This window comes from Haloleucobacter ellipsoideus (assembly GCF_052491725.1).
On record NZ_JBQWAR010000017.1, the window covers coordinates 156,542 to 182,139 of the forward strand.

25 protein-coding genes, 2 tRNA genes and 1 pseudogene are annotated in these 25,598 nt (G+C 62.7%); 16 read left to right on the forward strand and 12 right to left on the reverse strand.

Annotation, left to right across the window (positions count from 1 at the left end; all coding sequences use genetic code 11):
- Positions 1-3 precede the first annotated feature (3 nt).
- The 9 genes from murG to ACT6QG_RS05995 all read left to right on the forward strand — a co-directional run bounded on the left by murG (position 4) and on the right by ACT6QG_RS05995 (position 9,421).
- Complete coding sequence (gene murG / locus ACT6QG_RS05955; RefSeq protein ID WP_444976654.1) at positions 4-1,140, forward strand: undecaprenyldiphospho-muramoylpentapeptide beta-N-acetylglucosaminyltransferase; 1,137 nt, start codon at positions 4-6, stop codon at positions 1,138-1,140.
- Positions 1,137-2,546: a UDP-N-acetylmuramate--L-alanine ligase gene (gene murC / locus ACT6QG_RS05960; protein ID WP_444976655.1), complete on the forward strand. Its 1,410-nt coding sequence runs from the start codon at positions 1,137-1,139 to the stop codon at positions 2,544-2,546. The genes murG and murC overlap by 4 nt, the downstream gene beginning before the upstream one ends.
- 69 nt (positions 2,547-2,615) lie before the next feature.
- The gene (locus tag ACT6QG_RS05965) at positions 2,616-3,233 is read left to right on the forward strand and encodes a glutathione S-transferase family protein (protein ID WP_444976656.1); all 618 of its coding nucleotides are present in this window, start codon (positions 2,616-2,618) and stop codon (positions 3,231-3,233) included.
- Positions 3,234-3,817: 584 nt separating this feature from the next.
- The gene (gene msuE / locus ACT6QG_RS05970) at positions 3,818-4,438 is read left to right on the forward strand and encodes an FMN reductase (protein ID WP_444976657.1); all 621 of its coding nucleotides are present in this window, start codon (positions 3,818-3,820) and stop codon (positions 4,436-4,438) included.
- Positions 4,439-4,461: 23 nt separating this feature from the next.
- Positions 4,462-5,424: an aliphatic sulfonate ABC transporter substrate-binding protein gene (locus tag ACT6QG_RS05975; protein WP_444976658.1), complete on the forward strand. Its 963-nt coding sequence runs from the start codon at positions 4,462-4,464 to the stop codon at positions 5,422-5,424.
- Positions 5,425-5,448: 24 nt separating this feature from the next.
- A complete protein-coding gene (locus ACT6QG_RS05980; RefSeq protein WP_444976659.1) occupies positions 5,449-6,408 on the forward strand; it encodes a sulfonate ABC transporter substrate-binding protein in 960 nt (319 codons plus the stop codon).
- A gap of 84 nt (positions 6,409-6,492) precedes the next feature.
- Positions 6,493-7,656 (forward strand): FMNH2-dependent alkanesulfonate monooxygenase, encoded by a 1,164-nt coding sequence (gene ssuD / locus ACT6QG_RS05985; protein WP_444976660.1) that lies wholly within the window; start codon positions 6,493-6,495, stop codon positions 7,654-7,656.
- Positions 7,653-8,432, forward strand: coding sequence for an aliphatic sulfonate ABC transporter permease SsuC (gene ssuC, locus ACT6QG_RS05990; RefSeq protein ID WP_444976661.1), 780 nt, complete (start codon positions 7,653-7,655; stop codon positions 8,430-8,432). The genes ssuD and ssuC overlap by 4 nt, the downstream gene beginning before the upstream one ends.
- An 11-nt stretch (positions 8,433-8,443) precedes the next feature.
- Positions 8,444-9,421, forward strand: a complete 978-nt coding sequence (locus ACT6QG_RS05995) for an ATP-binding cassette domain-containing protein (protein ID WP_444976662.1) — start codon at positions 8,444-8,446, stop codon at positions 9,419-9,421.
- Positions 9,422-9,735: 314 nt separating this feature from the next.
- On the opposite strand, the gene ACT6QG_RS06000 is transcribed toward ACT6QG_RS05995, so the two are convergent.
- From ACT6QG_RS06000 to ACT6QG_RS06015, 4 genes are all read right to left on the reverse strand, one after another.
- A complete protein-coding gene (locus ACT6QG_RS06000; RefSeq protein ID WP_444976663.1) occupies positions 9,736-10,125 on the reverse strand; it encodes a VOC family protein in 390 nt (129 codons plus the stop codon).
- Between the two features lie 231 nt (positions 10,126-10,356).
- The gene (gene der / locus ACT6QG_RS06005) at positions 10,357-11,736 is read right to left on the reverse strand and encodes a ribosome biogenesis GTPase Der (protein WP_444976664.1); all 1,380 of its coding nucleotides are present in this window, start codon (positions 11,734-11,736) and stop codon (positions 10,357-10,359) included.
- Positions 11,737-11,878: 142 nt separating this feature from the next.
- Positions 11,879-12,133 (reverse strand): hypothetical protein, encoded by a 255-nt coding sequence (locus ACT6QG_RS06010; protein WP_444976665.1) that lies wholly within the window; start codon positions 12,131-12,133, stop codon positions 11,879-11,881.
- Between the two features lie 11 nt (positions 12,134-12,144).
- Positions 12,145-12,945 carry a tetratricopeptide repeat protein gene (locus ACT6QG_RS06015; RefSeq protein ID WP_444976666.1) on the reverse strand — a complete coding sequence of 267 codons (801 nt, stop codon included), beginning with the start codon at positions 12,943-12,945 and terminating at the stop codon, positions 12,145-12,147.
- A 252-nt stretch (positions 12,946-13,197) separates the two neighbouring features.
- Here ACT6QG_RS06015 and ACT6QG_RS06020 point away from each other — a divergent pair, with 252 nt between their 5' ends.
- Positions 13,198-14,013 (forward strand): phosphatase PAP2 family protein, encoded by an 816-nt coding sequence (locus ACT6QG_RS06020; protein WP_444976667.1) that lies wholly within the window; start codon positions 13,198-13,200, stop codon positions 14,011-14,013.
- Between the two features lie 70 nt (positions 14,014-14,083).
- On the forward strand, positions 14,084-14,563 hold the full coding sequence (gene ybaK, locus ACT6QG_RS06025) for a Cys-tRNA(Pro) deacylase (RefSeq protein WP_444976668.1): 480 nt from the start codon (positions 14,084-14,086) through the stop codon (positions 14,561-14,563).
- Positions 14,564-14,646: 83 nt separating this feature from the next.
- Here the strand turns inward: ybaK and ACT6QG_RS06030 are convergent, their stop codons facing one another.
- Entirely contained in the window at positions 14,647-15,600 is a 954-nt protein-coding gene (locus tag ACT6QG_RS06030; RefSeq protein WP_444976669.1) for a ribose-phosphate pyrophosphokinase, read from the reverse strand.
- Positions 15,601-15,743: 143 nt separating this feature from the next.
- Complete coding sequence (locus ACT6QG_RS06035; RefSeq protein WP_444976670.1) at positions 15,744-16,304, reverse strand: RBBP9/YdeN family alpha/beta hydrolase; 561 nt, start codon at positions 16,302-16,304, stop codon at positions 15,744-15,746.
- Positions 16,305-16,471: 167 nt separating this feature from the next.
- Between ACT6QG_RS06035 and ACT6QG_RS06040 the strand changes: the two genes are divergently transcribed.
- Both ACT6QG_RS06040 and ACT6QG_RS06045 read left to right on the forward strand, forming a co-directional pair.
- Positions 16,472-17,056, forward strand: coding sequence for a glycosyltransferase (locus tag ACT6QG_RS06040; protein ID WP_444976671.1), 585 nt, complete (start codon positions 16,472-16,474; stop codon positions 17,054-17,056).
- A gap of 384 nt (positions 17,057-17,440) precedes the next feature.
- Positions 17,441-17,514: transfer RNA gene (locus tag ACT6QG_RS06045), tRNA-Gln, on the forward strand.
- A 59-nt stretch (positions 17,515-17,573) separates the two neighbouring features.
- On the opposite strand, the gene ACT6QG_RS06050 is transcribed toward ACT6QG_RS06045, so the two are convergent.
- The 5 genes and pseudogenes from ACT6QG_RS06050 to ACT6QG_RS06070 all read right to left on the reverse strand — a co-directional run bounded on the left by ACT6QG_RS06050 (position 17,574) and on the right by ACT6QG_RS06070 (position 20,930).
- Positions 17,574-18,674, reverse strand: coding sequence for a tyrosine-type recombinase/integrase (locus tag ACT6QG_RS06050; RefSeq protein WP_444976672.1), 1,101 nt, complete (start codon positions 18,672-18,674; stop codon positions 17,574-17,576).
- 260 nt (positions 18,675-18,934) lie between these two features.
- On the reverse strand, positions 18,935-19,375 hold the full coding sequence (gene ssb, locus ACT6QG_RS06055; RefSeq protein WP_444976673.1) for a single-stranded DNA-binding protein: 441 nt from the start codon (positions 19,373-19,375) through the stop codon (positions 18,935-18,937).
- Positions 19,376-19,528: 153 nt separating this feature from the next.
- The gene (locus ACT6QG_RS06060; protein ID WP_444976907.1) at positions 19,529-20,293 is read right to left on the reverse strand and encodes a site-specific integrase; all 765 of its coding nucleotides are present in this window, start codon (positions 20,291-20,293) and stop codon (positions 19,529-19,531) included.
- A gap of 221 nt (positions 20,294-20,514) precedes the next feature.
- A pseudogene (locus tag ACT6QG_RS06065) lies at positions 20,515-20,775 on the reverse strand (hypothetical protein); the annotation flags it as partial.
- Between the two features lie 80 nt (positions 20,776-20,855).
- Positions 20,856-20,930 (reverse strand) — tRNA-Thr (locus tag ACT6QG_RS06070).
- A 249-nt stretch (positions 20,931-21,179) separates the two neighbouring features.
- Between ACT6QG_RS06070 and ACT6QG_RS06075 the strand changes: the two genes are divergently transcribed.
- The 3 genes from ACT6QG_RS06075 to ACT6QG_RS06085 are packed head-to-tail and all read left to right on the forward strand — an operon-like array spanning position 21,180 to position 24,089.
- The gene (locus ACT6QG_RS06075; RefSeq protein WP_444976674.1) at positions 21,180-22,346 is read left to right on the forward strand and encodes an ABC transporter ATP-binding protein; all 1,167 of its coding nucleotides are present in this window, start codon (positions 21,180-21,182) and stop codon (positions 22,344-22,346) included.
- Between the two features lie 10 nt (positions 22,347-22,356).
- On the forward strand, positions 22,357-23,274 hold the full coding sequence (locus tag ACT6QG_RS06080; RefSeq protein ID WP_444976675.1) for an ABC transporter permease: 918 nt from the start codon (positions 22,357-22,359) through the stop codon (positions 23,272-23,274).
- On the forward strand, positions 23,271-24,089 hold the full coding sequence (locus ACT6QG_RS06085) for an ABC transporter permease (protein WP_444976676.1): 819 nt from the start codon (positions 23,271-23,273) through the stop codon (positions 24,087-24,089). Before ACT6QG_RS06080 ends, ACT6QG_RS06085 begins: the two co-directional genes overlap by 4 nt.
- A 74-nt stretch (positions 24,090-24,163) precedes the next feature.
- On the opposite strand, the gene ACT6QG_RS06090 is transcribed toward ACT6QG_RS06085, so the two are convergent.
- Positions 24,164-25,324 (reverse strand): hypothetical protein, encoded by a 1,161-nt coding sequence (locus ACT6QG_RS06090; protein ID WP_444976677.1) that lies wholly within the window; start codon positions 25,322-25,324, stop codon positions 24,164-24,166.
- Between the last annotated feature and the right edge of the window lie 274 nt (positions 25,325-25,598).

A 25,598-nucleotide genomic window follows, 5' to 3' on the forward strand; every position in this document is an offset into this window, starting at 1 on the left:
GCTGTGACCAAGCTTGTTCTTCTTGCTGCCGGGGGCACCGGCGGCCATCTCTTTCCGGCAGAGGCGCTGGCCAGCGTGCTGAAGGCGCGCGGCTATGATGTGGATCTGGCGACAGATACGCGGGCGGCGCGCTATGCTGGCCATTTTCCGGCGCGAGAGCTGCATGTGCTGCCGGCCGATACGGTGCGCGGGCGCTCTCCGGTTGCGCTGGCGCGTACGGCCTTTGCACTGGCCTCCGGCCTCGTCTCCGGCCTTTCGCTGATGCGGCGGGTGAAACCTGCTGTGGTCGTGGGCTTCGGCGGTTACCCCACCGTGCCACCGCTGATGGCGGCAAGCTTTTCCGGTGTGCCCACCATCGTGCATGAATCCAATGGCGTGATGGGACGGGCGAACCGCATGCTCGCCGGCCGGGTGAGCGCGATCGCAACCGGCTTTCAGGGGCTTCTCAGGCACGACCCGGCGCTCTCCGCCAAGGAGGTGTGGACAGGCAACCCTCTGCGCCCGGCAGCCCTCGCGGCAACCCGGGTTCCTTATGATCCGCCCCATCCCGGCGGTGAGCTGCGCCTGCTCGTTTTCGGCGGCAGCCAGGGCGCGCGGGTGATGTCGGATGTGGTGCCGCAGGCGCTTGAAAGGCTGGAGCCGGCATTGCGCGCCCGGCTGCGGGTGACCCAGCAGGCCCGCGAGGAAGACATGGCGCGCGTGCGCGCCGCCTGCGAGGCCATGGGCGTGCAGGCGGAGATCGCGCCCTTCTTCAATGATCTGCTGATGCGCATGGCACAGGCGCAGCTTGTGGTCTCCCGTTCGGGCGCCGGCACCGTGGCAGAGCTGGCCGCCATTGGCCGGCCATCGATTCTGGTGCCATTGCCCGGGGCTCTGGATCAGGATCAGGCTGCCAATGCCGCCGCGCTGGAGCAGACAGGCGGTGCGCTGGTGCTGCCCCAGCCCCAGTTCACGCCGGAGCGGCTCGCCGCCGAGATCACCCGTCTGGCCGCCGCGCCGGAAACCCTTTCGCAGATGGCGCAGGCCGCCCGCACAGCCGGCATTCTGGATGCCGCCGAGCGGCTTGCCGATCTGGTGGAACATCTGGCCTCCGGCCAGGGCACCAAAAGTTTTCAGAACCTTCAAGGACCACGCTCATGAAGTTGCCCTCCAGCCTCGGCCCCATCCATTTCGTCGGCATTGGCGGCATCGGCATGAGCGGCATTGCCGAGGTGCTGCACAATCTTGGCTATACGGTGCAGGGCTCGGATGCTTCGGAAAACGCCAATGTGAAGCGCCTGCGGGATCTCGGCATCACGGTGTTTGTGGGTCATGATGCGGCCCATGTGGAGCATGCGGCCGTGCTGGTGGTGTCTTCCGCCATCAAGCGCGACAATCCGGAGCTGGTGGCCGCCCGCAGCCGCCGCCTGCCGGTGGTGCGCCGGGCCGAGATGCTGGCCGAGCTGATGCGCCTGCGCAGCTGCGTCTCCATCGCCGGCACCCATGGCAAGACCACGACCACCTCTCTGGTGGCAACCCTGCTGGATGCGGGCGGTTTTGATCCCACCGTCGTGAATGGCGGCATCATCAATGCCTATGGCACCAATGCCCGCCTTGGCGGCGGCAACTGGATGGTGGTGGAGGCCGACGAGAGCGACGGCACCTTCCTGAAGCTGCCGACCGAAGTGGCGGTGGTGACCAATATCGACCCGGAGCATCTCGACCACTTCAAGACCTTCGAGAAGGTTCAGGACGCGTTCGAGACCTTCCTTGAGAATCTCCCCTTCTACGGTTTCGGCGTCATGTGCATCGATCATCCGGTGGTGCAGGCGCTGGTGGGGCGGATCGAGGACCGGCGCGTCATCACCTATGGTGAAAACCCGCAGGCCGATGTGCGTCTGGTGAATCTGGACCTCAAGGGCGGGGTCACCAAGTTTGATGTGCTTTTCCGCAACCGGCTTGAGGGTACGGTGCATGAGCTGCGTGGCCTGCGCCTGCCCATGCCCGGCAAGCATAATGCGCTGAATGCCACCGCCGCCATTGCGGTTGCGCGGGAACTCGGCGTGCCGGATGAGCGCATCATCGAGGCCATTGGCAATTTCGGTGGCGTGAAGCGCCGCTTCACCCGCACGGGTGAATGGAATGGCGCGGTCATCTTTGATGATTATGGCCATCATCCGGTGGAGATTGCCGCCGTGCTGCGCGCTGCCCGCGCCGCCACGGAAGGGCAGGTGATCGCGGTGGTGCAGCCGCACCGCTATTCGCGCCTGCAATCGCTGTTCGATGAATTCTGCACCTGCTTCAATGATGCGGACCATGTCATCGTCGCCCCGGTCTATGCGGCCGGTGAAGCCCCCATTCCGGGCGTGGAGCGGGATGATCTGGTGGCCGGTCTCGTGGCCCACGGCCACCGCAGCGTGGCGGCGCTGGAAGGACCGGAGGCTCTGGCGGCGCTTGTTGCGGAGCGGGCGAAGCCGGGTGATTATGTGGTATGTCTTGGCGCCGGCACCATCAGCGGCTGGGCCTATGCGCTGCCGGGAGAGCTGGAAGCGCTGAAGACAGCCTGAGATCAGACATCATTCTCCAGCAGGCGGGCCGCGGTGCCCGCCTTGTTGTTTCCTGCGCAGGGGGTATTCATGAGGATCTGGGGACGCGGAAACTCCACCAATGTGCGCAAGGTGCTGTGGTGTGCCGAGGAACTGGGCCTGAGCTATGAGCATATCAATGCCGGCGGCCCATTCGGGCTGGTGAACGAGCCGGCCTATCTGGCCCTCAACCCGAACGGCCTTGTGCCCTGCCTTGATGATGATGGTTTCATCCTGTGGGAATCCAATGTCATCGTGCGGTATCTGGCGGCCCGCTACGGGGCCGGCCGGCTGTGCCCGGAAGATCTGCAGGCCCGTGCCAGCGCGGAAAAATGGATGGACTGGACATCGCTGTCCTTCGCGCGGCCCTTTCGGGATGTGTTCCTCAATCTGGTGCGCCTGCCGCCGGAGCAGCGCAATCCGGCCGAAGTGGAAAGCGGTTCGGCCGAATGCGCCAGACTCATGGGGCTGGCGGATGAAGCGCTGAAAAATGTGCCGTTTCTGTCCGGTCCGCAGTTCGGCATGGGCGATATTCCGCTCGGCTGCATTGCCTATGCCTGGTACGGGCTGCCCGTGGCGCACCCCTCTTACCCGCATCTGAAAGCCTGGTATGAGCGGCTCACGCAGCGTGCCGCCTATCGCAAGGCGGTGATGACCCCGCTGACCTGACGGCTGCCTTCCGAACCGCGCCCGCTCTGGCCTGCCCTGATTTCAGGGGTAGGCGGACGGTGCGGCCTCTCCTGAAAAACCGATCCTCCGGGCCGCCCCTTTCGCGGGCTGATTGCGCCTGCCCAGGTTGCGGCGTCGCGCGCCTTCCCGCCACGGGAGGCGTCCGGGACCGGCGTGCAAGAGCATGATTCCTCCATGCCAATATCTTCCCCGGTTCCTGTGCAGGCGGTGCGTGCTCCATCTTGCCCACAGTCCGGAAGGGGAGAAACCCTTTCAAATCAAGCAATCCATTAATTCGATAAAAATTATAGATTAAAGATTGACAGAGCTCCGCCTGAAGCGCCATCATATTGTGACGGTCGCTATGGTCCCGGCATGGGGCAGGCGGGCGCGGCGTGCTGAAACATATTTGGAACAGGCACGGCCAAGCATGTCAGGGGCTCAAATGAACACGATCTGTTCAAACCGGATGCCATGTATGAGGAGCAGCGCGGCGCGCATGTGAGCGCGGCCCGGCGACTGCTCCCTGTCCCCCTCATCACCCGTATCCAGAAGGCGCCGGCCTGTTCGGCGAACGAGATCCCATGTCCGCTTCAAGCCCTGTTTCCACGGTCCATTCTCCCGTTCCCCATATTGTGGGCTTTTCCGGGAGCGCCCATCGCCCCTCCCGCACAAGAGCGCTGGTTGAATCCGTCATCCAGCATGTATCCGGCGATCGTCCGGTAGATGCCACGGTCTTTGATCTGGTTGATGTCGGGACGAATATCGGCTTCTCCCGTCGCCAGGATTTGCCGCAACAGCTTCAGGATATTCTGAATGCCATCGAGAAGGCGGATGCGCTTGTCGTTGGTTCTCCGGTCTACAAGGGGTCCTATACCGGCCTGTTCAAGCATGTGATCGATTTCATCGATCCGGCGGCGCTGGCAGGCAAGCCAGTCGTTCTGGCGGCAACCGGTGGCGGACATGGTCATGCGCTGGTGGTGGAACACCAGCTTCGCCCCCTGTTCGGCTTCTTCTCCGCACTCACCATTCCCACCGCCCTCTATGCGGCGGATAGCGAATTTGCCGATGGCGTGCCGGCGGACGAGAAATTGCGCGCCCGCATCATCAGGGCCGCCCATGAGCTGGACCGGGCGCTGGATCTGGCTTCCGGCCAGTCCTCCGCGGCCTCCGTCCATCACCCGCGCACCACGCGTGTGGCCTGAACCCGCAGCAGGAGAAATCTGTCATGATCAGCAAGCGTCAGTTTCTTGCCGGTTCACTGGGCATGGCCACCCTTGCCCTGACTGCCGGCCGGGCCTTCAGCGCAACGCCGGATGTGCCCAAGACATTCAGCATCGGCTATCAGAAATCCAGCGGCATTCTGGTCACCGCGCGCCAGCATCAGGTGCTTGAAAAGCGCCTGAAGGAGCTGGGGGTGGAGCAGGTGCGCTGGGTGGAGTTCCAGTTCGGTCCGCCCTTGCTTGAGGCTCTTGGCGCGGGGGCCGTGGATCTGGGAACAGTGGGCGATACCCCGCCCATCTTCGCCCAGGCGGCCGGCGCAAAGCTCGTCTATGTCGCCAGCGCCCCGGCCGGAAAGTCCGCCACCCTCGTGCCGAAGGCTTCCCCCATCACCCGCGTGGAGGAGCTGAAGGGCAAGAAGGTCGCGATTGCCAAGGGGTCATCCTCCCACAATTTCACGGTTCAGGCGCTGAAGCGGGCCGGCCTGTCCTTCGCCGATATCGAGCCGGTCTATCTCGCGCCGGCGGATGCGGCGGCGGCCTTCGCCTCCGGCCGGGTCGATGCCTGGTCGATCTGGGACCCCTATTACGCCATCGCCGAAACACGCCATGGCGCGCGACCCATCATCACCACCGCGGACGGGCTGGACAGCCACACCTTCTATCTGGCCAACAGCACGACAGCGACCCGTTATCCGCAGGTGCTTCAGGCCGCCCTTGATGAACTCAAGGGTATCACCGCATGGGCCGCGCAGAACCGTGACAAGCTTGCAGCCCTGACATCGCAGGTCACCGGCGTGGAGCTGGCGGCACAGACGATCGCGACAGATCGCTATGCCATCGAGCTCAATCCCATCAGCGAGAAGGTGGCCCTCCAGCAGCAGGATATTGCGGACACCTTCCACGAGCTGGGGCTGATCCCCCGGCAGATCAACGTTTCGGAAATCATCTGGCCACAGGCGCGCGCCTGACGTCCCCATTGCAAGGTTCCTATCATGCTTCGCCTGTCTCATCTGGCCGCGGCTGTTGCGGTTGCAGCCTCACTGTTCGGCATCGGGCCCGCCGCCGCAGCCGAACCCGCGCCCAAGGAATTCCGGGTCGGTTTCCAGAAAACCGGCCTGCCGGTCATCACCCGGCATCAGCAGATCATCGAAAAGGCGCTGGCGCCCGAAGGCGTCAATGTGCGCTGGGTGGAGTTTCCCTCCGGCCCGCCCTTGCTTGAGGCGCTGAATGCAGGGGCGGTGGATGTGGGCTGGACGGGCGATGCCCCGCCCATCTTCGCCCAGGCGGCAGGGGCCAATATCGTCTATGTGGCCGCCTTGCCTTCCAATGGCGCGGGCGAGGCCATTCTGGTTCCCAAAGACAGCCCCATCACATCCGTGGCGGAGCTGAAGGGGCACAAGGTGGGCGTTACCAAGGGCTCAAGCGCCCAGAATCTGCTGGTTGCCGCGCTGGAGCGGGCGGGCGTTCCGTTCTCGGATATCACGCCGGTCTATCTCAGCCCGGCGGATGCGGCAGCGGCCTTCGCCAATGGCAAGGTGGATGCCTGGGCGATCTGGGATCCCTTCTTCGCCATTGCCGAGCATCGCCATGCCCCGCGTGTGCTGACGACGACAAAGGACGAGCTGGCGGTGAACACCTATTTCCTCGCCAACAAGAGCTTCGCCAATGCCCATCCGGCAACCGTCACCACCGCCATTGATGCGCTGAAGAAAAGTGCCGATTGGGCCGATGCGAACCGCCCGGCCGTGGCCAAAGTGCTGTCGGAAGTGACCGGGGTTCCGCAGGAGCCCCAGACCAAGGCTGCCGAACGGGCCGAATTCGGGGTCATCCCGCTTTCAGCCGAAGTCATCGCCGGCCAGCAGCAGACCGCAGACCGCTTCTTCCGGCTGGGTCTCATCCCGCGCGCCATCGTGGTTTCCGATGCGGTTTGGACGCCTGCCGCAAGCAACTGAACCGCCGGCGGATTTGCTGCAAATCCTGACCTTTCGTCAAATCCAGACCTTTCGTCCTTGCATCCCTCTCAAGGAGAGCTCCCCATGTCCCATACATCCGCAACCGATCCGATCAACTTCTTCTGGTTCATCCCCACCCATGGCGATGGGGCCTATCTTGGATCGGAAACCCGCCAGCGCCCGCCGGAGTTCGGCTATTTCAAGCAGATCGCCCAAGCGGTGGACCGGCTGGGCTATCAGGGCGTGCTGCTGCCCACGGGCCAGTCCTGCGAGGATAGCTGGATCACCGCCACCGGCCTTGCGGCGGTGACCGAGCGCCTGAAGTTTCTTGTGGCGCTGCGCCCCGGCGTGACCACCCCGGCCTTCGCCGCCCGGCAGACCGCCGCGCTCGACCGGCTCAGCAATGGCCGTCTGCTGCTCAATGTCGTGGTGGGTGGAAACCCCACGGAGCTGGCCGGCGATGGTCTCTTCATCAGCCATGACGAGCGCTATGCGCAGGCGGCCGAGTTCCTCACCATCTGGGAGCGCCTCGTCAGTGGCGAGAAGGTGGATTTCGACGGCAAATACTACCGCATCGAAGGGGGCCGGCTGGACTTTACTCCGGTGCAGCGCCCGCGCCCGCCGCTCTATTTCGGCGGGTCCTCGGAAGCCGGGCAGGAACTGGCGGTGAACCAGACCGACCTGTACCTCACCTGGGGCGAGCCGCCGGAAGGGGTGCGGGAGAAGATCACCCAGGTGCGCAAGAAGGCCGAGGCCCGCGGGCGGCAGGTGCGCTTCGGCATTCGTCTGCACTTCATCGTGCGCGAAACCGAGGAAGAGGCATGGGCGGCGGCCGACAAGCTGATCAGCCGGGTTTCCGATGACCAGATCGCCCTTGCCCAGCAGCGCTTCCTGAAGGAGATGGATTCGGTTGGCCAGCGCCGGATGGCGGCCCTGCATGGCGGGCGTCGTGACAATCTGGTCGTCTCGCCCAATCTGTGGGCCGGGGTCGGTCTGGTGCGCACGGGCGCAGGCACCGCACTTGTCGGCACGCCGGAGCAGATTGCCGAGCGCCTTGCGGAATATCAGGCTCTTGGCATCGATACCGTGATCGGTTCGGGCTATCCGCATCTGGAGGAAGCCTATCGTGTGGCGGAGCTGCTCTTCCCGGTTCTGGGTATCGGGCAGGAAAGCGGTCTGAGCAACCGCGCCTCCAATGAGTTCGCTGTTGGCGGCCATGGCGGCGCAAAACTGAAAGTTGCCTCATGAGTGCCTTCACGAAACGGATTGCGGGAGAGGGGATCGGCTGGATTGTGCCGGTCCTCCTCATTGCGGGCTGGGAGGCGGCGGCGCGTCTTGGCGAAATTCCCGCCAACATCCTGCCCGCACCCTCGGATGTGGTGGCGGCGCTCTGGAAACTCACCGTTTCGGGCGAGATCTTCCAGCATGTCTATGTCTCCGCCTGGCGGGCGCTCACGGGTTTTGCCATTGGCGGGGCCATCGGCTTCGGTCTCGGGGTCATCAACGGGCTTTCCGATCTCAGCCGCAAATTCTCCGACACCACGCTGCAAATGGTGCGCAACATTCCCCATCTCGCGCTGATTCCGCTGGTCATCCTGTGGTTTGGCATTGATGAGGAGGCCAAGCTCTTTCTGGTTGCCCTCGGGGTCTTCTTCCCGATCTATATCAACACCCTCCACGGCATCCGCACGGTGGACCCGCATCTCATCGAGATGGGTCATATCTACGGCATGTCCAACTTCGAGCTGTTCTGGCGGGTCATTCTGCCCGGCGCCCTGCCTTCCATCTTCGTGGGGCTGCGCTATGCGCTGGGCATCATGTGGCTGACGCTGATCGTGGCGGAAACCATCTCCGCCTCATCCGGCCTCGGCTATATGGCGATGCAGGCGCGAGAGTTCCTGCTGATTGATGTGGTGGTGCTCTCCATCCTCATCTACGCCCTGCTTGGCAAGCTGGCGGACAGCGCCGCGCGCGCCCTCGAGCGCTCCTTCCTGAAATGGCATCCGGCCTTCCAGCCCCTATGAGGAGAAGCATCATGAACATGAGCGTTCGCGGCATCAGATCCGGGCTGGGCGGGTTTTTGCGGTTCGAGTCGCCCCTGCGTCTGCGTCCCGCCAACCTGCCGCAGGCCGCGCAGGATGGACATGCGCTGCGGGTTCAGGAATTCGGCCGGAAACTGCCGGGCGAGCCTGCCCCTGTCTCCCGCCCGGTGCAGGCGGGGGGCGGCCGGCCGGGTGGTCTTTCCTTCACCTTTGAGGGCGTGCGGAAAAGCTTTGGAAACAAGCAGGTTCTGCATGACCTGGACATTCATGTGAAGGCCGGCCAGTTCGTCGCCATCATCGGCAAGAGCGGTTGCGGCAAGAGCACATTCCTGCGCCTGCTGACCGGGCTGGATACGGTGAGCGGCGGCCGGCTGCTGGTGGATGGAGAGCCGGTTTCACCCCAGCACAGGGTTTCCGACATCACCCGCGTGATGTTTCAGGAGCCTCGGCTCCTGCCTTGGGCGCGGATTGCGGCCAATGTCTCTGTCGGCCTGTCCCATGTGAAGGATCGGAAGGAAAAGCGCGAAAAGGCGATGCTGCATCTGGCTCAGGTTGGCCTTGCCGATCGTGCCGATGAGTGGCCCTCGGTACTCTCCGGCGGGCAGCGCCAGCGTGTCGCCCTGGCGCGCGCCCTGGCGAGCCAGCCGCGCATTCTTGCTCTTGATGAACCGCTCGGGGCGCTGGATGCGCTCACCCGCATCGAAATGCAGCGCCTGCTGGAGCGCATCTGGAGCGAGCAGGGCTTCACCGCCGTTCTCGTGACCCATGATGTTTCCGAAGCCGTGGCGCTGGCGGACAGGGTGGTGCTGATCGAGGAAGGGCGCATCACTCTGGATCTGGATGTGCCGCTGCCCCGTCCGCGCCGCCGTGGCGCGGCAGAGCTGGCGGAAATCGAGGGGGCTATTCTGGAACGGCTGCTGGGAAACACGGGTGCGGCCGATGAGGCAGATCTGCCTGCGGACCGGTTGTGATGAGGCTGGAGATGGCGGTGCGGCGCGCAAACTGCGCCCGTGACATCGGCTCGCGCTGCGATCCGGGCCGAAGCAGGAGTGCGCTTCCCGGAGCTTTCGCCCCCTCGCGCGGCCGGTGTCGCCTTGTATGTCGGGGTTCTTCTGGCTGTGTGGCCGGAGCCGGGCTGATCGCGCATCCTTGCGGCTGCTGAAGATGCTGAAGCTGGATCGGGCAACCGGCCTGCCGCGCATGAATGGCTGGCGGGCAGGGGCTGCATCACGGCTTCAGGAGGAAGGCCCCGAAGCCGTGAGCACTGCATCTCAAAAGATGCGGTTCAGGCTGCCGGGTAGCAGACAAAGGCGATCTTGTTGCCGTCCGGATCGCGCACATAAGCGCCATAGAAGCCTTCGCCATATTGCGGGCGATAGCCGGGCGCGCCCTCATCGGTGCCGCCATTGCGCAGGGCCAGCTCATGCAGGCGGTTGATGGTGGCGGCGTCCTTCACCCGGAAGGCCGTCATCGTGCCATTGCCAACGCTGAAGGGCTGCCCGTCATAGGGGTAGCCGGTGAAAAAGCGGGGTGCATGAGCATTGGATGAATCACCCCAGGATGCGGATTGCGCATCCCGCCAGCACTGGTCCATTCCGATTTCCGCAAACAGCGGATCATAGAAACGCAGGGCCCGCTCCAGATCCATGGTGCCGACCATGGTGTAGCCAATCATCCGGTGTCCTTCCCGTCTGCTACCAATAACAAGAAGGCCGGTTTTAGTCCGGCCTTTCCATTTTGCCCCGCCCGCCTCGCATGGCGTATGGGGACACTGTTATAGGTACCACACTCTTCCGGGACGAAAACCGGGTGAGGCTTCTTATGGAAATACTCCAATTCTACTGAAGTGTTTTATCCCGATGGAATGTGCGCTGCACAATCTTCGGAAGAAACACTTCAGCTCCGCTCAGTTCGACTTGTTGGCATAGGGGTTGTCCTTCTCGCGCAGGGTGATGCGGATGGGAACCCCCGGCAGCTTGAAAGCCTCGCGGATGGCATTGGTGAGATAGCGGATATAGCTCTCCGGCACCGCATCCGGGCGCGAGCAGAACAGCACGAAGGATGGCGGGCGCGCCTTGGGCTGGGTGATGTAGCGCAGCTTCACCCGGCGGCCGGAGACAGCCGGCGGGGGGTGATTGTCCACCACCTCGGACAGCATCTTGTTCAGCGGATTGGTGGGCACGCGACGGTTCCACACCTTGTAGGCGTCCACGATCGCGTTCACCAGCTGGTCCAGCCCATGGCCGGTGAGGCCGGAGAGCGGGACGATCGGAACGCCCTTCACCTGTGAGAGAAGCCGGTCTGCTTCCTCACGCAGATGGGTGGCAAGGCCGCCGCGGGGGATGAGGTCGGTCTTGTTATAGCCGATGACGATGGCGCGGCCCTCACGGGCGACCAGATCGGCAATGCGCAGATCCTGCTCCTCGAAGGGGCGGGTGGCATCGATGAGCACCACGACCACTTCGGCGAATTTCATAGCGCGCAGGCCATCGGCGGCGGAGAGCTTCTCCAGCTTGTCATCAATCCGCGCACGCTTGCGCAGACCGGCGGTGTCGAACACCTCAAGCCGGGTGCCCTTGTATTCCATGCGCACGGAGATGGAATCCCGCGTGATGCCGGCTTCCGGCCCGGTCAGCAGACGCTCTTCCCCCAGCAGGCGATTGATGAGAGTGGACTTGCCCGCATTGGGGCGGCCCAGAACGGCGACCTTGATGGGGCGGCGCGGAGCGGCGTCCTCATCCTCGTCGTCATGGCCATAGTCCTCCTCTTCCTCGTCCCTGAGCGCGGTCTGCTCGGGCAATGCCTCGCAGATGGCGTCATAGAGATCGGACAGGCCCTCGCCATGCTCGGCGGAGAAGGGGATGGGGTCACCAAGGCCGAGATTGAAAGCCTCCAGCGTCCCGGCCTCGCCGCCACGCCCCTCGCTCTTGTTGGCCACCAGAATGGTGGGCTTGCCGGAGCGGCGCACCATATTGGCGAAGGCATGGTCCGCCGGGGTCAGGCCCAGGCGTGCATCGATGAGAAACAGCAGGGCATCGGCATCGCCAATGGCGGCTTCCGTCTGCGCGCGCATGCGCCCTTCAAGGCTGGAAGGGTCCGCCTCCTCAAGGCCGGCTGTATCGACAATGCGGAAAGCGAGGTCGCCTAGCGTGGCGTCACCCTCGCGCCGGTCCCGTGTCACGCCGGGGCGATCATCCACCAGCGCCAGCTTCTTGCCGACGAGGCGGTTGAACAGGGTGGACTTGCCCACATTGGGCCGGCCGACAATGGCCAGGGTGAAGCTCATGCGCTCAGCTCTTCGCCCGGTTCAGGGCCGGTAAGAAAGGAAATGGCGAATGCACCGCGCCATGGGAGGATTCGGTGCATCCGGTCTTGTAGCATCTTGTACGCCATCGCGGTGCAGGAAACGCGATGGACTGCCGGCCGGTTCAGATGCCGCTCGCCGTGGGCGGGGGCAGGTTGTCCAGCGAGGCATTGGTGTTGGTGGGCTGGGCGCGGGGTGCGGAATAGTCCACCCCGGGCACGCCATTGGGGAATACGGGCCGGCGTTCGCCGGACAGCTTCTTCTCCCGCTCGCCGAAGAAGTTGAATCCATCGGTCGAGCTGCAGGCGGAAATGCTCAGGGCAAGGCCAAGTGCCAGCCCAAGGCGGGGGAGCCATGTGAGAGTGCCACGGTGCGACATCGGGAGCATCCTTACTGGGCCGCCGCGCCGGAGCCGGGTGCGGCCGGGGGCGCAGCATCGGAGGGGGAGGCTTGAGGAGATGAGGTTTCGGGCGCGGCGGCTTCAGGCGCAGCAGCTTCAGGAGAAGGCGCCGGCGCTGCCGCCGGCTGTGCGGCCGGTTCTGCCGCGGCGGATGCCGTGATGCGCCGAATCAGCTCGGCACGGGACCGCAGGCCGGGTGTGGATTCGGGGTCCTCGGTAATGGCCGTGGCCGTCTTGTTGGCTTCGGCCGGCTCGCCGGCGCGCAACTGGGCGAGGGCCAGAATCTCCCGGGCGGAATTGCGCACCGGGGCGGATGGAGTGTTGATGAGGCCATCCACACGGCTGCGAATATCGGCAAGGCTGGCTGTATCGACCAGCAGCAGGGCGGCGCGCAGGGCCGCCATGTCCCGCACCAGCGGATCAAGGCGGGTATCACGGGCGAGGGCATCGAAGGCGGCAACACCGTCGGCCGGGTCCCGCGCGGCGGCGGCGCTGGCCGCCCGCAGAAGCGCCATGGCGCGGTAGCCCTGCGGCGCTTCGGCAGCCAGCGTGTTGAAGGCGGCCTCGGCCTCGGCATATTTGCCCTCTTCCATCAGGGAGGAGGCCTGCATGAAGGCGGCGCCGGCCTCTTCGGCCCGCTGGCTCTGCCAGTAGCTGTAACCGCTCCAGCCTCCGGCCGCGACGATGATGAGAATGACCAGGGCGATGATGAGGGCGCCGAAGCGGTCCCACAACCCGCGCAGCCGCTCGCGGCGCAGGTCTTCCTCAATCTCGTGGAAAATATCGGTCATCGACGGCCCGTGGCTTGGATGGAACTTGAAATGGCGATGGCCCCGCCCTGTGCGGAGACCTGCCCTTAAGGGCGCGTAAATTATCCATGCAGGACGGCTCTGGCAAATGGCAGATGGAAAAACCTGCATTTCCCTCTGCCAGCCTGTGTGTCGCGCACGGGAGCAAGGGCCCCGAAAGCCACCTGTGCGGCTGGACTGCATGCGGCACAAGGAGGTGTTGACGTCTCGGGCCGGCTGGGTCAAGCCTTGGACATGTCATCACTGATCGTCCGTGGCTGGCGTCGACTTGAAGCCTTGCCCTATCTGGGTCCGCTCCTGGCCTCTGCAAGCCGGATGGAACGGACGACTTTGGCCATTCTCGCCTGCGGTGCGTTCGCGCTCTATGTCTTCATTGCCATTGCCGATGCGGTGATGAGCAATGGGCATGGCGATATGGACCGCCGGATTCTTCTCTCCCTGCGCAATCCCTCGGATCTGGCCGATCCGCTCGGCCCGCCCTGGTTCGAGGAAATGATGCGCGATTTCACGGCGCTGGGCGGCACCGGGGTGCTCACTTTGCTGACGGCAATGGTGCTGGTCTTCCTCATGTTCATCGGCAAGCGTCATGCGGCTGTTCTGGTGGCCGCTTCCGTTGCAGGGGGAACGGTGCTCTCGCAGATCATGAAATGGGGGTTCGACCGCCCGCGACCGGACCTCGTGCCGCATGGCTCCATTGTTTATACGCAGAGCTTTCCTTCCGGCCACAGCATGCTGGCAGCGGTGGTGTATCTCACCCTTGGCGCCTTGCTGGCGCGCACCCAGCATCAGGTGCGGGTGAAGGTGTTCCTGCTCACCATGGCGGCCCTGCTCACCATGCTGATCGGCATCAGCCGCATCTATCTGGGCGTACACTGGCCCACGGATGTGCTCGGTGGCTGGATGCTGGGGGCCTGCTGGGCCTCGCTGTGCTGGCTGGTGATGGTGTGGCTCCAGCGCAAGGGAGAGGTGGAGACCGATTCCCCCATGACACCGGACCCGCCAGACCCGCAGGAGAGCGGCCGGCAGGGCGGACATGCGGACATGAGTTGATCCTGGGTTCACATCCGGTACTGTCGGGAAGGGGCGGACAAGCCAGACCGGCAAACAGGATGAGGACGCCATGAGCACCGGCACCCCGGCTACGCAGTTTCTGCGGCGCGCGAAGGTTCCCTTTCGGGTGATGGAATATGAGTATGCCCCCGGGCAGGAGCGCGTGGCGCTTCAGGCCGCGGAGGCCATTGGTGTACCACCCGGGCAGCTGTTCAAGACACTGATGGTGGAAGTGGACCAGCGCCCGGCCTGCGTGGTGGTGCCGGGGGATCGCACCTTGTCGATGAAGCGCGTGGCCGCGGCCTTTGGCGGCAAGAGCGCGACCATGATGCCGCCGGACAAGGCGGAGAGGCTGACAGGATACCACACCGGCGGCATCAGCCCCTTCGGCCAGCGCCGCGCCGTGCCGGTGGTGTTTGACAGCATCGTGACGCACTTTGACGAGGTGGCGATCAATGGGGGCAAGCGCGGGCTGATCCTGCTGCTCTCGTCGCAGGATGCCTGCAATGTGCTTCAGGCGCAGGCCCAGCCCCTGTGCGCGGAAGGCTGAGCGGGAAAGAAGCCGCCCTTCCGCAGCACCATAAAAAACGGGCCCGGAAAACCGGACCCGTCATTTCCGCAAAATGGAGAGAATCAGTCGAACAGGCTCGACACCGATTCTTCATGCGCGGTGCGGGCGATGGCCTCGCCGATAAGGCTGCCGATGGAGAGCACGCGAATATTGCGCGCCACACGCACGGCCTCTGTCGGCATGATGGAATCGGTGATCACCAGTTCCTTCAGCTTGGAAGAGGTGATGCGCGCCACTGCGCCACCGGAGAGCACGCCATGGGTGATATAGGCGTGCACCTCGCTCGCGCCACGGGCCAGCAGCGCTTCCGCCGCATTCACCAGCGTGCCGCCGGAATCGATGATGTCGTCCACCAGAATGCAGCGGCGGCCTTCCACATCGCCGATGACATTCATCACTTCGCTTTCGCCGGGGCGCTCGCGGCGCTTGTCGACAATGGCAAGCTGGGCATCAATGCGCTTGGCAAGGGCACGGGCGCGCACCACGCCGCCCACATCCGGCGACACCACCATCAGGTTGGACAGCTCGAACCGTTCCTTGATGTCGCGCACCATCACCGGGGCGGCATAGAGGTTATCGGTGGGAATATCGAAGAAACCCTGGATCTGCCCGGCATGCAGGTCCAGCGTCATCACGCGGTCCGCGCCCGCATGGGTGATGAGATTGGCCACCAGCTTGGCGGAGATGGGCGTGCGCGGGCCGGGTTTGCGGTCCTGCCTTGCATAGCCGAAATAGGGGATGACAGCGGTAATCCGCTTGGCGGAGGCACGGCGCAGCGCATCGGTGATGATGAGCAGCTCCATGAGATGGTCATTGGTGGGGAATGAGGTGGACTGGAGGATGAATGTATCCTGCCCGCGCACATTCTCCTGAATCTCGACAAAGATCTCCATGTCGGCGAAGCGGCGCACCACAGCCTTGGTCATGGGAATTTCGAGATAGGCGGCAATGGCTTCTGCGAGTGCGCGATTGGAATTTCCCGCGACGAGCTTCATGGGACCGTGTTCCGCTGACATGTGTTGCTCCGCCCGCACATACGGGCTCTGAAGGCTCAAGCTGTTCTGATAGGCACGCCATCCCGCCTTTGTAAAGGCAGGCCTTGTGTCTTCCGGCATGCGGGGGGCGCAACCCGGCGGATTCTGCCGGGCCGCGCGCGGGCCTAGAGCGAGCGGATGAAGCCCATGAACCGCATGGTGCCTTCCGGCCAGGGGCCGAAGCCCGCCGGCGGATTGATATGGCCGGCATCGCCCGCATCCACCAGGGCAGCGCCCCATGCGGCGGCAAAGGCCTGCGCCCGCTCATAGGAACAGAAAGGGTCGGTTCGGCTGGCCACCACCACGGCGGGGCAGGGCAGTTTCTGCATGGGAACAGGGGCAAAGGCGGAAAGCGCCGGATCTGTCGTCGCGCAATCCAGATCGGGCGGAGCCACCAGAAAGGCCCCGGCAAGCTGGCCTGCACCCTTGCCGATGCGCAGGCGCGGCGCGGCATGCAGCAATGTGGTGGTGCCAAGGGAATGGGCAACAAGAACAACCGGCCTTGGCGCGGCCTCCACCGCCTTTACAAGCTGGTCTGTCCAGTCCGCGAGATCGGGTCTGGAAAAATCTTTCTGTTCCACCCGCCGGGCTGTGGAGAGCTTTTCCTGCCAGCGGGATTGCCAGTGGTCCGGCCCAGAATCATTCCAGCCCGGGGCAATGAGAATGGTGGCTTCAGAGGATTTCATGAACAGGCCATCGCAGATGAGAACTCGGGAAAGGGCGGGAAGGGCCGGTTTCGGCCCCTTGATCACACCGGAGTGATGACATTTTGAGCGCTGTGAGTGCAATGCAGCATCGACGCTGGAAGGCAAGCACATTATAGCTGTTCACGACAGTTGTGAGTGCCCGCCCCTTGCTTTCAGCCATTATACCGACCCAGAATGCTGAGCGACACCTCGTGCCGGTGCTGGCCGCACTGGTGCCGGCCGTGACCAGCGGCCTGCTCAAGGATGTGGTGCTCGCGGACAGCGGCTCCACCGATGATACGGCCACCATCGCCGATGCAGCCGGATGTGTCTTTCTCAACAGCGCCAGCGATGAAGGTGTGCGGCTGAGACAGGGCGCCGCGCATGCGCGGGGGCAATGGCTCATGTTCCTGTCCTCCCGCTCCCTTCTGGCCGAGGGCTGGACCCGGGAGGTGGCCTCCTTCATCGAGACGGTGGAGCGGCGCGGGCATGCGGAGAGCATGGCTGCCACATTCCGTCTGGCGGTGGATGGCTACGGCTTCGGCCCCCGCATGAATGAGGCCATGGCCGCAGCCCGGCTAGCCGTTCTGGGCATATCCGGCCCGGGGCAGGGTCTTGTCATTTCCCGCAGATTCTATGACCGTCTGGGCGGGCACCCGCCCGGCATGCGGGCGCATCGCCATCTCGTGCGCCGTATCGGGCGAAGCCATATGCGTGCCTTGCGCGCGCAGGTGCTTCTGCCTGCCGGCTGAGGGCCTGGAGAAGGCCCGAAAAAGAAAATCCCGCCAGACCTTGCGGGTGGCGGGAGGGAAGTCTCGGGAGGAAATCAAAATGAAGACCGGTGCTCCAGCCTGAATGTACGGACAAGGCCGCAAAACCGGGCTGGACGATCAACCTGAAACGCGGCAGCAGGAAACATGTTCCAACCGCCCCGAATTTCGAGGGTGAACATAAGAGACTTTATTGCCTTGCAAAATAGCTGTTTCTGCATGGCACCCCTGCACACTTCGAATGCGCATAGCCTGTGGATATTTTCAGGTGGTTCTGGACATGCGCAAATGTGTTGGCTATAGGAACACACCTGTTTCGAACGTGCTTCGAAACATCGCGCACCGCCTCTTGGCGCTGTGTGTTGCTGGGGGATAGTTCAACGGTAGAACCGCGGACTCTGACTCCGTTAATCCTGGTTCGAATCCAGGTCCCCCAGCCATCTGATTTCTCTGAGCATTTTTGAGGTTAAGCAGAGAGCCAAACTGGCCGCTTTGCAATTCACTTTGCAGAATTTGTGCCCGGTTTGTGCTTTTTGATGTTATCTGCTGTCTCAAGTTTGAGAATTGCCGAGGCGGCCATGCTCTGGTCTCGACTCAGATAATGGGCGTCGAGAATTGCCTCTACATCCTTCAGGCTATGCCCAGATAAGGTCGCGATCTCTGGTACGGTGCAGCCTGCAAGTGCAAGCCGCGTTACTGCTGTGCCGCGCAAATCATGGAATGTTAGGTCGGTGATACCGGCCTTGGCGCATGCCTTGCGCCACGAAACGCGGAAGCCGTCAGGTGTCCATGGCCGGCCGGCGGCAGTCGTAAGTATCGAGGTGCTTTTGCGAGGGGTTGAATCCATGAGCGATTTGAGTGGTGCGCCAACGGGTATGATGACTCGCACCCCTGTTTTGCCCTGCCGGAGCCGGATGTGTTGCCCATCATAGGCAGACCATGTGAGGGCCAATAGGTCGCCCTGTCGCTGCCCGGTCCATAGGGCCATCATAAACGGCAGGATCAAATGCGTAGGCGCTGCGGCTGTGAAACGCGCCTCATCATCTGTAGTCCAGACATTGCCGGAACGATCTGCCCTATATATCCGTCCGCCACGTTCGCAGGGATTGCTGTCAACCTTTCCGCGATCAAGCGCCACAGATATGATGCGTGCAAGAACGACCCAAGCATAGTCGGCTTGTCGCCGCGATGACTTCGCAAGCGCATCACGCCAAACCTTGAATATACCGCGTGTTTCGTGTCGGTACTTCAAGCTGAATGCTGAGAGAGGCATAGACCCAAATTTTTTGGCAATGTTATTCTCACGGTCAAATATGATACGGCGATAGTCCGCTTGTGTGCGGGGCGCCAGACGCTGAAATTCTTCGGAATCCAAGTAAAGATCAATCAGCGTTTGGAATATGGGCTGCGTTGTCGAAGCGCGGATCTTTGTGAGACGGTTGTAAGCCTCCACAAATCGGGGATCTCCCGGTTGCAGAAACTCGTCTCCATCTTTGATGGCCGGGCCGCCGCGCCATGCATAATAGTGCACTTTGCGCGTACCGTCTGCCGTCTTGAAACTGGCCGACGCGACGCCTTTGAGGTGCGATCTAACCCGCATAGCCTTGCACTCTCTTCCACTTATAGAACGGGTCTTCAGGCGCCGCCTCTGTGGCCGCCTTTAACCCGCTATGCCTATCTAATGCTGCGTCAAGCGCCTTACGGTCCCATCTCCGTGTGCCGGGAATGGGTCCGGGGACAAGTCCTTGCCGCTGCCACGCCATAAATCCTGCGGGGGTTAGCCTGCAGTATGCCGCCGCCTCCTCTTGAGTCATGCATCTCGGTTCGGGCGCACTGTTGCTGGTGTCCATCCTTGCCCCCTCAGAAGGGAATTTCGTCATCGTCCATTCCCGGCTCGCGCCCGGTGGACTGGTGGTCATAATCCTCCGGCGTGCCAGCGGGTGGGCGGTCGGAGGTACTTTCGAGGGGTTTCAGTTCGCCGCGAAAGGGGCGCAGAACGATCTCGGTGGTGTAGGCATCACGCCCGCTGCGATCCTGATATTTGCGGGTCTCGATCTGGCCTTCCACATAGACCTTCATGCCCTTGCGCAGGCGCTGTGCCGTGTCGATCAGCCGGTCATTGGTGATCACCACCCGGTGCCATTCAGTGCGGTCGCGCCATTCATCAGTGCTCTTGTCCTTCCAGCTTTCGCTGGTGGCGACCGAGAGGTTGCAGAGCCGCCCACCATTCTGGAATGTCTTGATCTCCGGGTCGCGGCCGAGATTGCCGACCAGAATGACCTTGTTCACGCTGCCTACCATGTCAGCCTCCTGCCTGTCGGTTGGTGTTGGTCGCTAGACGGTTGGTTTCAAGCGAGATGAAAGCTGACATGAGATTAGGTGCTTCATGGTTTGGGGAGAGGTGAGATGCTTCGGTCTATCACTAAGTGGGACGTAAACCTGCGAGGCGTATGCTCAAACAGAAAGGGCCGCAGAGAGTAACCTCCGCGACCCTGATTTTTCTATGCCTATAGAGAAGGCTTCCCCCGGACAACTTACAGGATGGTCTTCTCCAACAATTTTAGATGGCGGTTCCATCTGTTGGCAAGGCTTGTGCTGGCGCGTCCACTTTGAACGCGGGCAACTTCCCCAGTTCCCGCGATAGCGCCACGCGCCGCATCTCTGCCCTATGTCCCGCATCGTATGCCCAATGATGAAGTATCGAGCTTCTTCCGAAAGGTCATGCTCCCGGCATAGAGATATGAACAGGTGCCGCCAGCCATGGTTAGGCTGTACCTTGGGGTCTTTCACGCCAATATCGCGCACCCATTTGCACAATCTCTTTGCCGGGGCTTTCGCAGGGTGATCCTTGGCCGGGTTTTTCGGGCGGCCTGTATCTTCCTTGTAGAAGAGCGGCCCATATCCCCGGCTTTTCACGAACTCAAGAAGCCCTTGCCGGATCAGGTCAGAATGAACAGGGACGATACGTGACTTGTCGGCTTTCACGCTGCCTGCCTCGGGTGTGATACGGACAACCCATATCCCATTCACCTGCTCGAAGTCCTGCCCCCGAAGCTGTGTGATTTCGACTACACGGGCACCAGAATAGGCACAAAGCCACGGTACCCACCGTCTAGCAGCCAAGGTTTCAGATGAGTGCCTGCCCGGCTTGTCATGCGCTCTGGTGGCGGCTTGCAGGATGGTGGCGGCTTCCTCAGGGGTGAACGCGGGGTCGCGCATACGAGGCGGTGCCTTGCCGCTTGAACGGATGCCATGGGCAGGATTGCTTGTAATCTTGCGGTTGGCCTTTCCGAAGAATGAAATAGCGATCGGGGTCGATCATCAGGTCGCGAGAAGGATTGTTCAGCGACATGCCGGGCGATGAACTCCCGATACCATGCACCTGCCAGTGCCACCGCCTGCTTATGGGTAAGCGTAACCGGCCCTGCCCGCAGTTTCTGAAAGAGGCGCTGTAGGTGTCCTTCGGCGATCCCGGTGCGGGCCTTGGCCGTGTCAGGGTCCCGTGTGCGAAGGGAGAACTTCACTTCTGTAGCGCCCAGCGTCGCAGTAGCTGTGTGCTCCGGGTCCGCACCATGCGCCGGAAAGGTGATCCGCACCACTTGCCCACGCGCCTGGTTTCGCAGATCGGCGGGGATGCGTTTGCGGAAGCTGAGATATGAGGTGTGCGAAAGCCGAACAGGACGAGACATGCGCAGGACCATTGTGGATCAGCTCTGTGTACCAGTTGAGCTGCTCGAAGTCCTTGTATCTCAAAGAAGTCTTGCCGATCAAGGCAATAAGCTGGTGCTGCGAGAGAGGATTGAACTCTCGACCTCTCCCTTACCAAGGGAGTGCTCTACCACTGAGCTACCGCAGCAAAACGTCGGTTCTGTTCATCGCCGTGGGGCCGGGGCCGTCAGCAACGAGGCAGGTCGTCGTTAGGTGGCTTCATCTGCCACAGAGTTTTGGGGGGTGCAAGGGTGGTGAGTGAAATCAGTGCATCTATCTGTTGAAATCTGTTGGTATCCTCGCCCCGCATCGCCTTAATTTTGCACAGGCAACTGTCTTGAGGCTTTCGTGATCCGCCTGTAACCCTTTATGTAATCATGGATGCGCGGGGACCGGCATGGCTGGGGAGAAGGGTCACAAGACAATCATCGGTGCCGTGCGGCGCACCTTCATGCCATGGGCCGACCCGGAGAAGAAACCGCTTATTCGATTCGAGAATGTGGTGAAGCGGTTTGGTGATTTTACCGCTCTCAACAATGTCACTCTCGATATCTATGAGCGGGAGTTCTTCGCCCTTCTCGGTCCTTCCGGCTGTGGCAAGACCACATTGATGCGCATGCTGGCCGGCTTCGAGGAGCCGACAAGCGGGCGCGTGCTGCTGGGGGATGAGGATCTGGTGGGCGTGCCGCCCTATCGGCGCCCTGTGAACATGATGTTCCAGTCCTATGCGCTTTTCCCGCACATGAATGTGACAGAAAACATCGCCTTCGGCCTGAAGCAGGACAAGATGCCCAAGGGCGAGATCGAGGCCCGGGTTCAGGAAATGCTCAAGCTGGTGAAGCTGGAGCAGTTCGCCAAGCGCAAGCCGCATCAGCTCTCCGGCGGGCAACGCCAGCGTGTGGCGCTGGCCCGCTCGCTCGCCAAGCGCCCCAAGGTGCTGCTGCTGGATGAGCCGCTGGGCGCGCTGGACAAGAAGCTGCGCGAGGAAACCCAGTTCGAGCTGATGGACCTGCAGATGGACCTCGGCATGACCTTTCTCATCGTGACGCACGATCAGGAAGAGGCCATGACGGTGGCGGACCGTATTGCCGTGATGAACCATGGCGAGCTGATTCAGGTGGCGCCGCCCTCCGAGATCTATGAGCAGCCCGCCAGCCGTTATGTGGCGGACTTTATCGGCGATGTGAACATCTTCGAGGGGAAGATCCTGCGCAGCAGCGAGGAGCAGACCCGATTCTCCTCGCCGCTCACCACGCGCCCCCTGCTGGTGTCTCCGGGTGTGGAGGCCAGCCCCGGCGATGCCGCCTGCATTGCCATTCGCCCGGAGAAGATGCGCATCTTTCTGGAAGAACCGGCCCACAGCGATGAAAACTGCTTTGAGGGCACCATCTGGGATATCGGTTATCTGGGAGATCTCTCCATCTATCATGTGGAGCTGCCCGGCGGCACGCGCATCAAGGTTTCGCAGCCGAACATGTCGCGTGTCGTGGAGCGGCCCATCAGCTGGGATGACAAGGTGTGGGTGACATTTGCACCCCATGCCGGCGTCGTCCTCACCCGTTGAGGGCAGGCTCATGGCCCTTTCTGGCGAAAAGGGAGCGGGCCGCTATCTGGTGATAGCGCTGCCCTATGCATGGCTTCTCGCGCTGTTTCTCATCCCTTTCCTCATCGTGTTCAAGATCTCCCTCTCGCAGGACGTGCTGGCCATGCCGCCCTACGAGCCATTGCTGGATCTTTCCGAAGGATGGGCGGGTTTCACGGTGTTTCTTTCCGAACTCTCGTTCGAGAATTACGCCTATGTGCTGGATTACCGGAATGAATTCATGGAGGCCTATGCCTCCAGCCTGGTGATTGCCTTCATCTCCACCGTGCTGTTGCTGCTGGTGGGCTACCCCATTGCCTATGCCATGGCGCGCGCGCCGCGCTCCATCCAGCCCACGCTGGTGATGCTGGTGATCCTGCCATTCTGGACCTCCTTCCTCATCCGCGTTTATGCGTGGATCGGCATCCTCTCGCGCGAGGGGTTCCTGAACCATGCCCTGCGCAGCATGGGGCTGATCGACGAGCCGCTGGAAATCCTGAACACGGATATCGCGGTCTATATCGGCATCGTCTATTCCTATCTGCCCTTCATGGTGCTGCCGCTTTATGGCGCGCTGGAAAAGCTGGACCACACCCTGCTGGAAGCGGCGGAGGATCTGGGCTGCCCGCCATGGAAAGCCTTCTGGACCATCACTTTCCCGCTCTCCCTGCCAGGCGTGGCGGCAGGCGCGCTGCTCTGCTTCATTCCGGCGGTGGGTGAGTTCGTCATTCCCGATCTGCTCGGCGGTTCCGATACGGTGATGATCGGCAAGGTGCTGTGGACGGAATTCACCGTGAACCGCTCATGGACCGTTTCCTCGGCGGTGGCCGTGTTGCTTCTGCTGGTGCTGGTCATCCCCATCGTGATCTATCAGAACATGCAGCAACGCCAGCTGGAGGCCGGGAAATGAAGCGCGGCCTCTCCTGGTTCAATGTCACGTCCATCGTGCTGGGCTTTGCCTTTCTGTATATCCCCATCCTGCTGCTGGTGATCTATTCGTTCAACGACTCGCGGCTGGTGACAGTGTGGGGCGGCTTCTCCACGCGCTGGTATTCCGCCCTGATGCAGAACGAGCAGTTGCTGGATGCGGCATGGGTTTCCCTGCGCGTGGCCTTCTTCGCCGCGCTGGTGGCCACGGTGCTGGGCACGATGGCGGCCCTGGCGCTGGTGCGCTATGGGCGCTTTCGCGGGCGGCTGCTGTTCTCCGGCATGATCTATGCGCCACTGGTGATGCCGGAAGTCATCACCGGCCTGTCGCTGCTGCTGCTGTTCGTGGCGATCAATTTCGATCGCGGCTTCTATACGGTGCTTCTGGCGCACATCACCTTTGGCATGTGCTTCGTGGCGGTGGTGGTGCAATCGCGCCTCGTGACATTTGACACGGCGCTGGAAGAGGCGGCGCAGGATCTGGGCTGCCCGCCCTTGAAAACCTTTTTCCTCATCACCCTGCCGCTCATCCTGCCGGGGGTGCTGGCGGGCTTCATGCTGGCCTTCACCCTTTCCATGGATGATCTGGTGATTGCCAGCTTTACCACCGGGCCGGGAGCGACCACGCTGCCCATGCGCATCTATTCGCAGGTGCGCCTTGGGGTGACACCGGAAATCAATGCGGTGAGCACCATTCTCATCAGTGTGGTGACCGTGGTGGTGCTGATCGCCTCCATCCTCACCAAGCGGGCCAACAGCGCGCGGGAGGCGGAAGAGCGGCTGGCCATGCATGGATAGCCGCAAGGGGGCGGGCGGGCCTGTGAGGACCGCCTGAGTGCCGGGAAGGGTGCAGCGAGGGGTGGCCTGAAGATTCAGACCGCGTGCTCGGCATCCCCCAGCGCCATGGTGGAGGCAATGGGCGGCAGCACGAACTGCCGCATCAGGCGCCCATAGAACAGGGAGAAATGCCCGGCGCGCGGCACCTGCACATGGCGATGCAGGCGGCGGGGAATATTCGGGCACAGATGGTGGGCGGCCTCTGTCTGGGCTGGCGGGGCGATGTCATCATCCTCCCCCTCCACGGTCAGCAGTACCGTGCGGCGCAGCAGTTGCGGCCGCACCCGGTGCCCGTCAATCTCCAGCAGCCCCTGCGCCAGCGCATTGGCACGGAAGATGGTTGCCACATTGCTGGAGAAGAACTCCGCGGGAACATCCATCAGCGTCCAGCACAGGCGGGCGAGGGGGAAACGCCAGGGGTCATCGCCATCATCAAAGGCGAGCTGAAGGGGCAGGGCCCCGCCGCTCATGCCCTGCCGCATCAGGTACAGGGCGAAGGTGTCGGTCTGCCGCCAGCCGGGAAAAACCCGGCGCCCAGCCCCCGCAAAGGCGGCGGGCACGGTCTCCAGCACCTTTTCCTCCACTCCCGCCATGGCCCGCCTTTGCAGCATGCGCCACAGCCGGGTGGGGTTGCGGGAAGGGTCAATCGGCCCGCCGATCAGGCTCAGGCTGGCGACGGAGAGGCCCTGTTCCGCCAGCAGGGCCGCGGCGGCAAGAGAGGGCACGGCTCCCTGACAGATGCCCACCACATGCAGCGGGCCGGAGCAGGGCGGGGTTGAAAAGCACCCGGCCATGGCGCGGATCATCTGTGCGGTTTCAATGCAATTGTCGGCAAAGGTGAAGGGGCCGGCCTTCTGGGGCACATGGCGGGCATTCGGCCAGTCGGTGATTCCCACCTCATCGGCAACCCCCAGAAGCGCCACCACCAGATCCCGCATCAGGAAGGGATAGGCACCGGAAAGGGGAGCCACGACAAGCGCCTTGCGGGGCACCCGATGGCCCCGGATATTCTCCGCCCGCCTGAATGTGCGCAGCACCCCGAAGGGCAGGGTGGCGGCAATGGCCTCATGGATCTCGACAAATCCCTCTCCATCCCGCAGGCGGGAAAGACCGAACGGCCTGAAGGCTTCCTCGCTCAAATGCCTGTCAGCACCGGGAGGGCCAGGGATGAGGGCGCGCAGATCATCAAACCACATATACAAAATCTTACGCTCGATCACTGCAAGACAAGGAATCCTGCAGATTGTATTTCAGGTACCCTTATACTCAACCTAAATGCCCCATAAGGCAATGAGATGGCAAAGCACTCATGGCCAAGTTTATTATAACACAGCCTTTATTCCTCTTGCGCAGCATTATCGGGGCACAGGCCCCACATCATCCCCGGCGGGCAAGAGGCGGGCAGCCCCTCGCGTTCTGTCCCCGGTTCCATCTGGAAAAGGCCGGGACCGGTGAGCGGTGGGGCAGGGT

What these genes read in the sequence shown, in the direction of transcription:
- ACT6QG_RS05995 (WP_444976662.1), top strand. Translation starts at nt 8,444, where the DNA reads ATGAACATGAGCGTTCGCGGCATCAGATCCGGGCTGGGCGGGTTTTTG.
- ACT6QG_RS06085 (WP_444976676.1), top strand. Translation starts at nt 23,271, where the DNA reads ATGAAGCGCGGCCTCTCCTGGTTCAATGTCACGTCCATCGTGCTGGGC.
- ACT6QG_RS06050 (WP_444976672.1), bottom strand. Translation starts at nt 18,674, where the DNA reads ATGCGGGTTAGATCGCACCTCAAAGGCGTCGCGTCGGCCAGTTTCAAG.
- ssb (WP_444976673.1), bottom strand. Translation starts at nt 19,375, where the DNA reads ATGGTAGGCAGCGTGAACAAGGTCATTCTGGTCGGCAATCTCGGCCGC.
- ACT6QG_RS05975 (WP_444976658.1), top strand. Translation starts at nt 4,462, where the DNA reads ATGATCAGCAAGCGTCAGTTTCTTGCCGGTTCACTGGGCATGGCCACC.
- der (WP_444976664.1), bottom strand. Translation starts at nt 11,736, where the DNA reads ATGAGCTTCACCCTGGCCATTGTCGGCCGGCCCAATGTGGGCAAGTCC.
- ACT6QG_RS06090 (WP_444976677.1), bottom strand. Translation starts at nt 25,324, where the DNA reads ATGTGGTTTGATGATCTGCGCGCCCTCATCCCTGGCCCTCCCGGTGCT.
- ACT6QG_RS06035 (WP_444976670.1), bottom strand. Translation starts at nt 16,304, where the DNA reads ATGAAATCCTCTGAAGCCACCATTCTCATTGCCCCGGGCTGGAATGAT.
- ACT6QG_RS06000 (WP_444976663.1), bottom strand. Translation starts at nt 10,125, where the DNA reads ATGATTGGCTACACCATGGTCGGCACCATGGATCTGGAGCGGGCCCTG.
- ssuC (WP_444976661.1), top strand. Translation starts at nt 7,653, where the DNA reads ATGAGTGCCTTCACGAAACGGATTGCGGGAGAGGGGATCGGCTGGATT.
- ACT6QG_RS06080 (WP_444976675.1), top strand. Translation starts at nt 22,357, where the DNA reads ATGGCCCTTTCTGGCGAAAAGGGAGCGGGCCGCTATCTGGTGATAGCG.
- msuE (WP_444976657.1), top strand. Translation starts at nt 3,818, where the DNA reads ATGTCCGCTTCAAGCCCTGTTTCCACGGTCCATTCTCCCGTTCCCCAT.
- ybaK (WP_444976668.1), top strand. Translation starts at nt 14,084, where the DNA reads ATGAGCACCGGCACCCCGGCTACGCAGTTTCTGCGGCGCGCGAAGGTT.
- ACT6QG_RS06075 (WP_444976674.1), top strand. Translation starts at nt 21,180, where the DNA reads ATGGCTGGGGAGAAGGGTCACAAGACAATCATCGGTGCCGTGCGGCGC.
- ACT6QG_RS06010 (WP_444976665.1), bottom strand. Translation starts at nt 12,133, where the DNA reads ATGTCGCACCGTGGCACTCTCACATGGCTCCCCCGCCTTGGGCTGGCA.
- ACT6QG_RS06030 (WP_444976669.1), bottom strand. Translation starts at nt 15,600, where the DNA reads ATGTCAGCGGAACACGGTCCCATGAAGCTCGTCGCGGGAAATTCCAAT.
- ACT6QG_RS06020 (WP_444976667.1), top strand. Translation starts at nt 13,198, where the DNA reads ATGTCATCACTGATCGTCCGTGGCTGGCGTCGACTTGAAGCCTTGCCC.
- ACT6QG_RS06015 (WP_444976666.1), bottom strand. Translation starts at nt 12,945, where the DNA reads ATGACCGATATTTTCCACGAGATTGAGGAAGACCTGCGCCGCGAGCGG.
- murC (WP_444976655.1), top strand. Translation starts at nt 1,137, where the DNA reads ATGAAGTTGCCCTCCAGCCTCGGCCCCATCCATTTCGTCGGCATTGGC.
- ssuD (WP_444976660.1), top strand. Translation starts at nt 6,493, where the DNA reads ATGTCCCATACATCCGCAACCGATCCGATCAACTTCTTCTGGTTCATC.
- ACT6QG_RS06060 (WP_444976907.1), bottom strand. Translation starts at nt 20,293, where the DNA reads ATGCGCGACCCCGCGTTCACCCCTGAGGAAGCCGCCACCATCCTGCAA.
- ACT6QG_RS05965 (WP_444976656.1), top strand. Translation starts at nt 2,616, where the DNA reads ATGAGGATCTGGGGACGCGGAAACTCCACCAATGTGCGCAAGGTGCTG.
- ACT6QG_RS05980 (WP_444976659.1), top strand. Translation starts at nt 5,449, where the DNA reads ATGCTTCGCCTGTCTCATCTGGCCGCGGCTGTTGCGGTTGCAGCCTCA.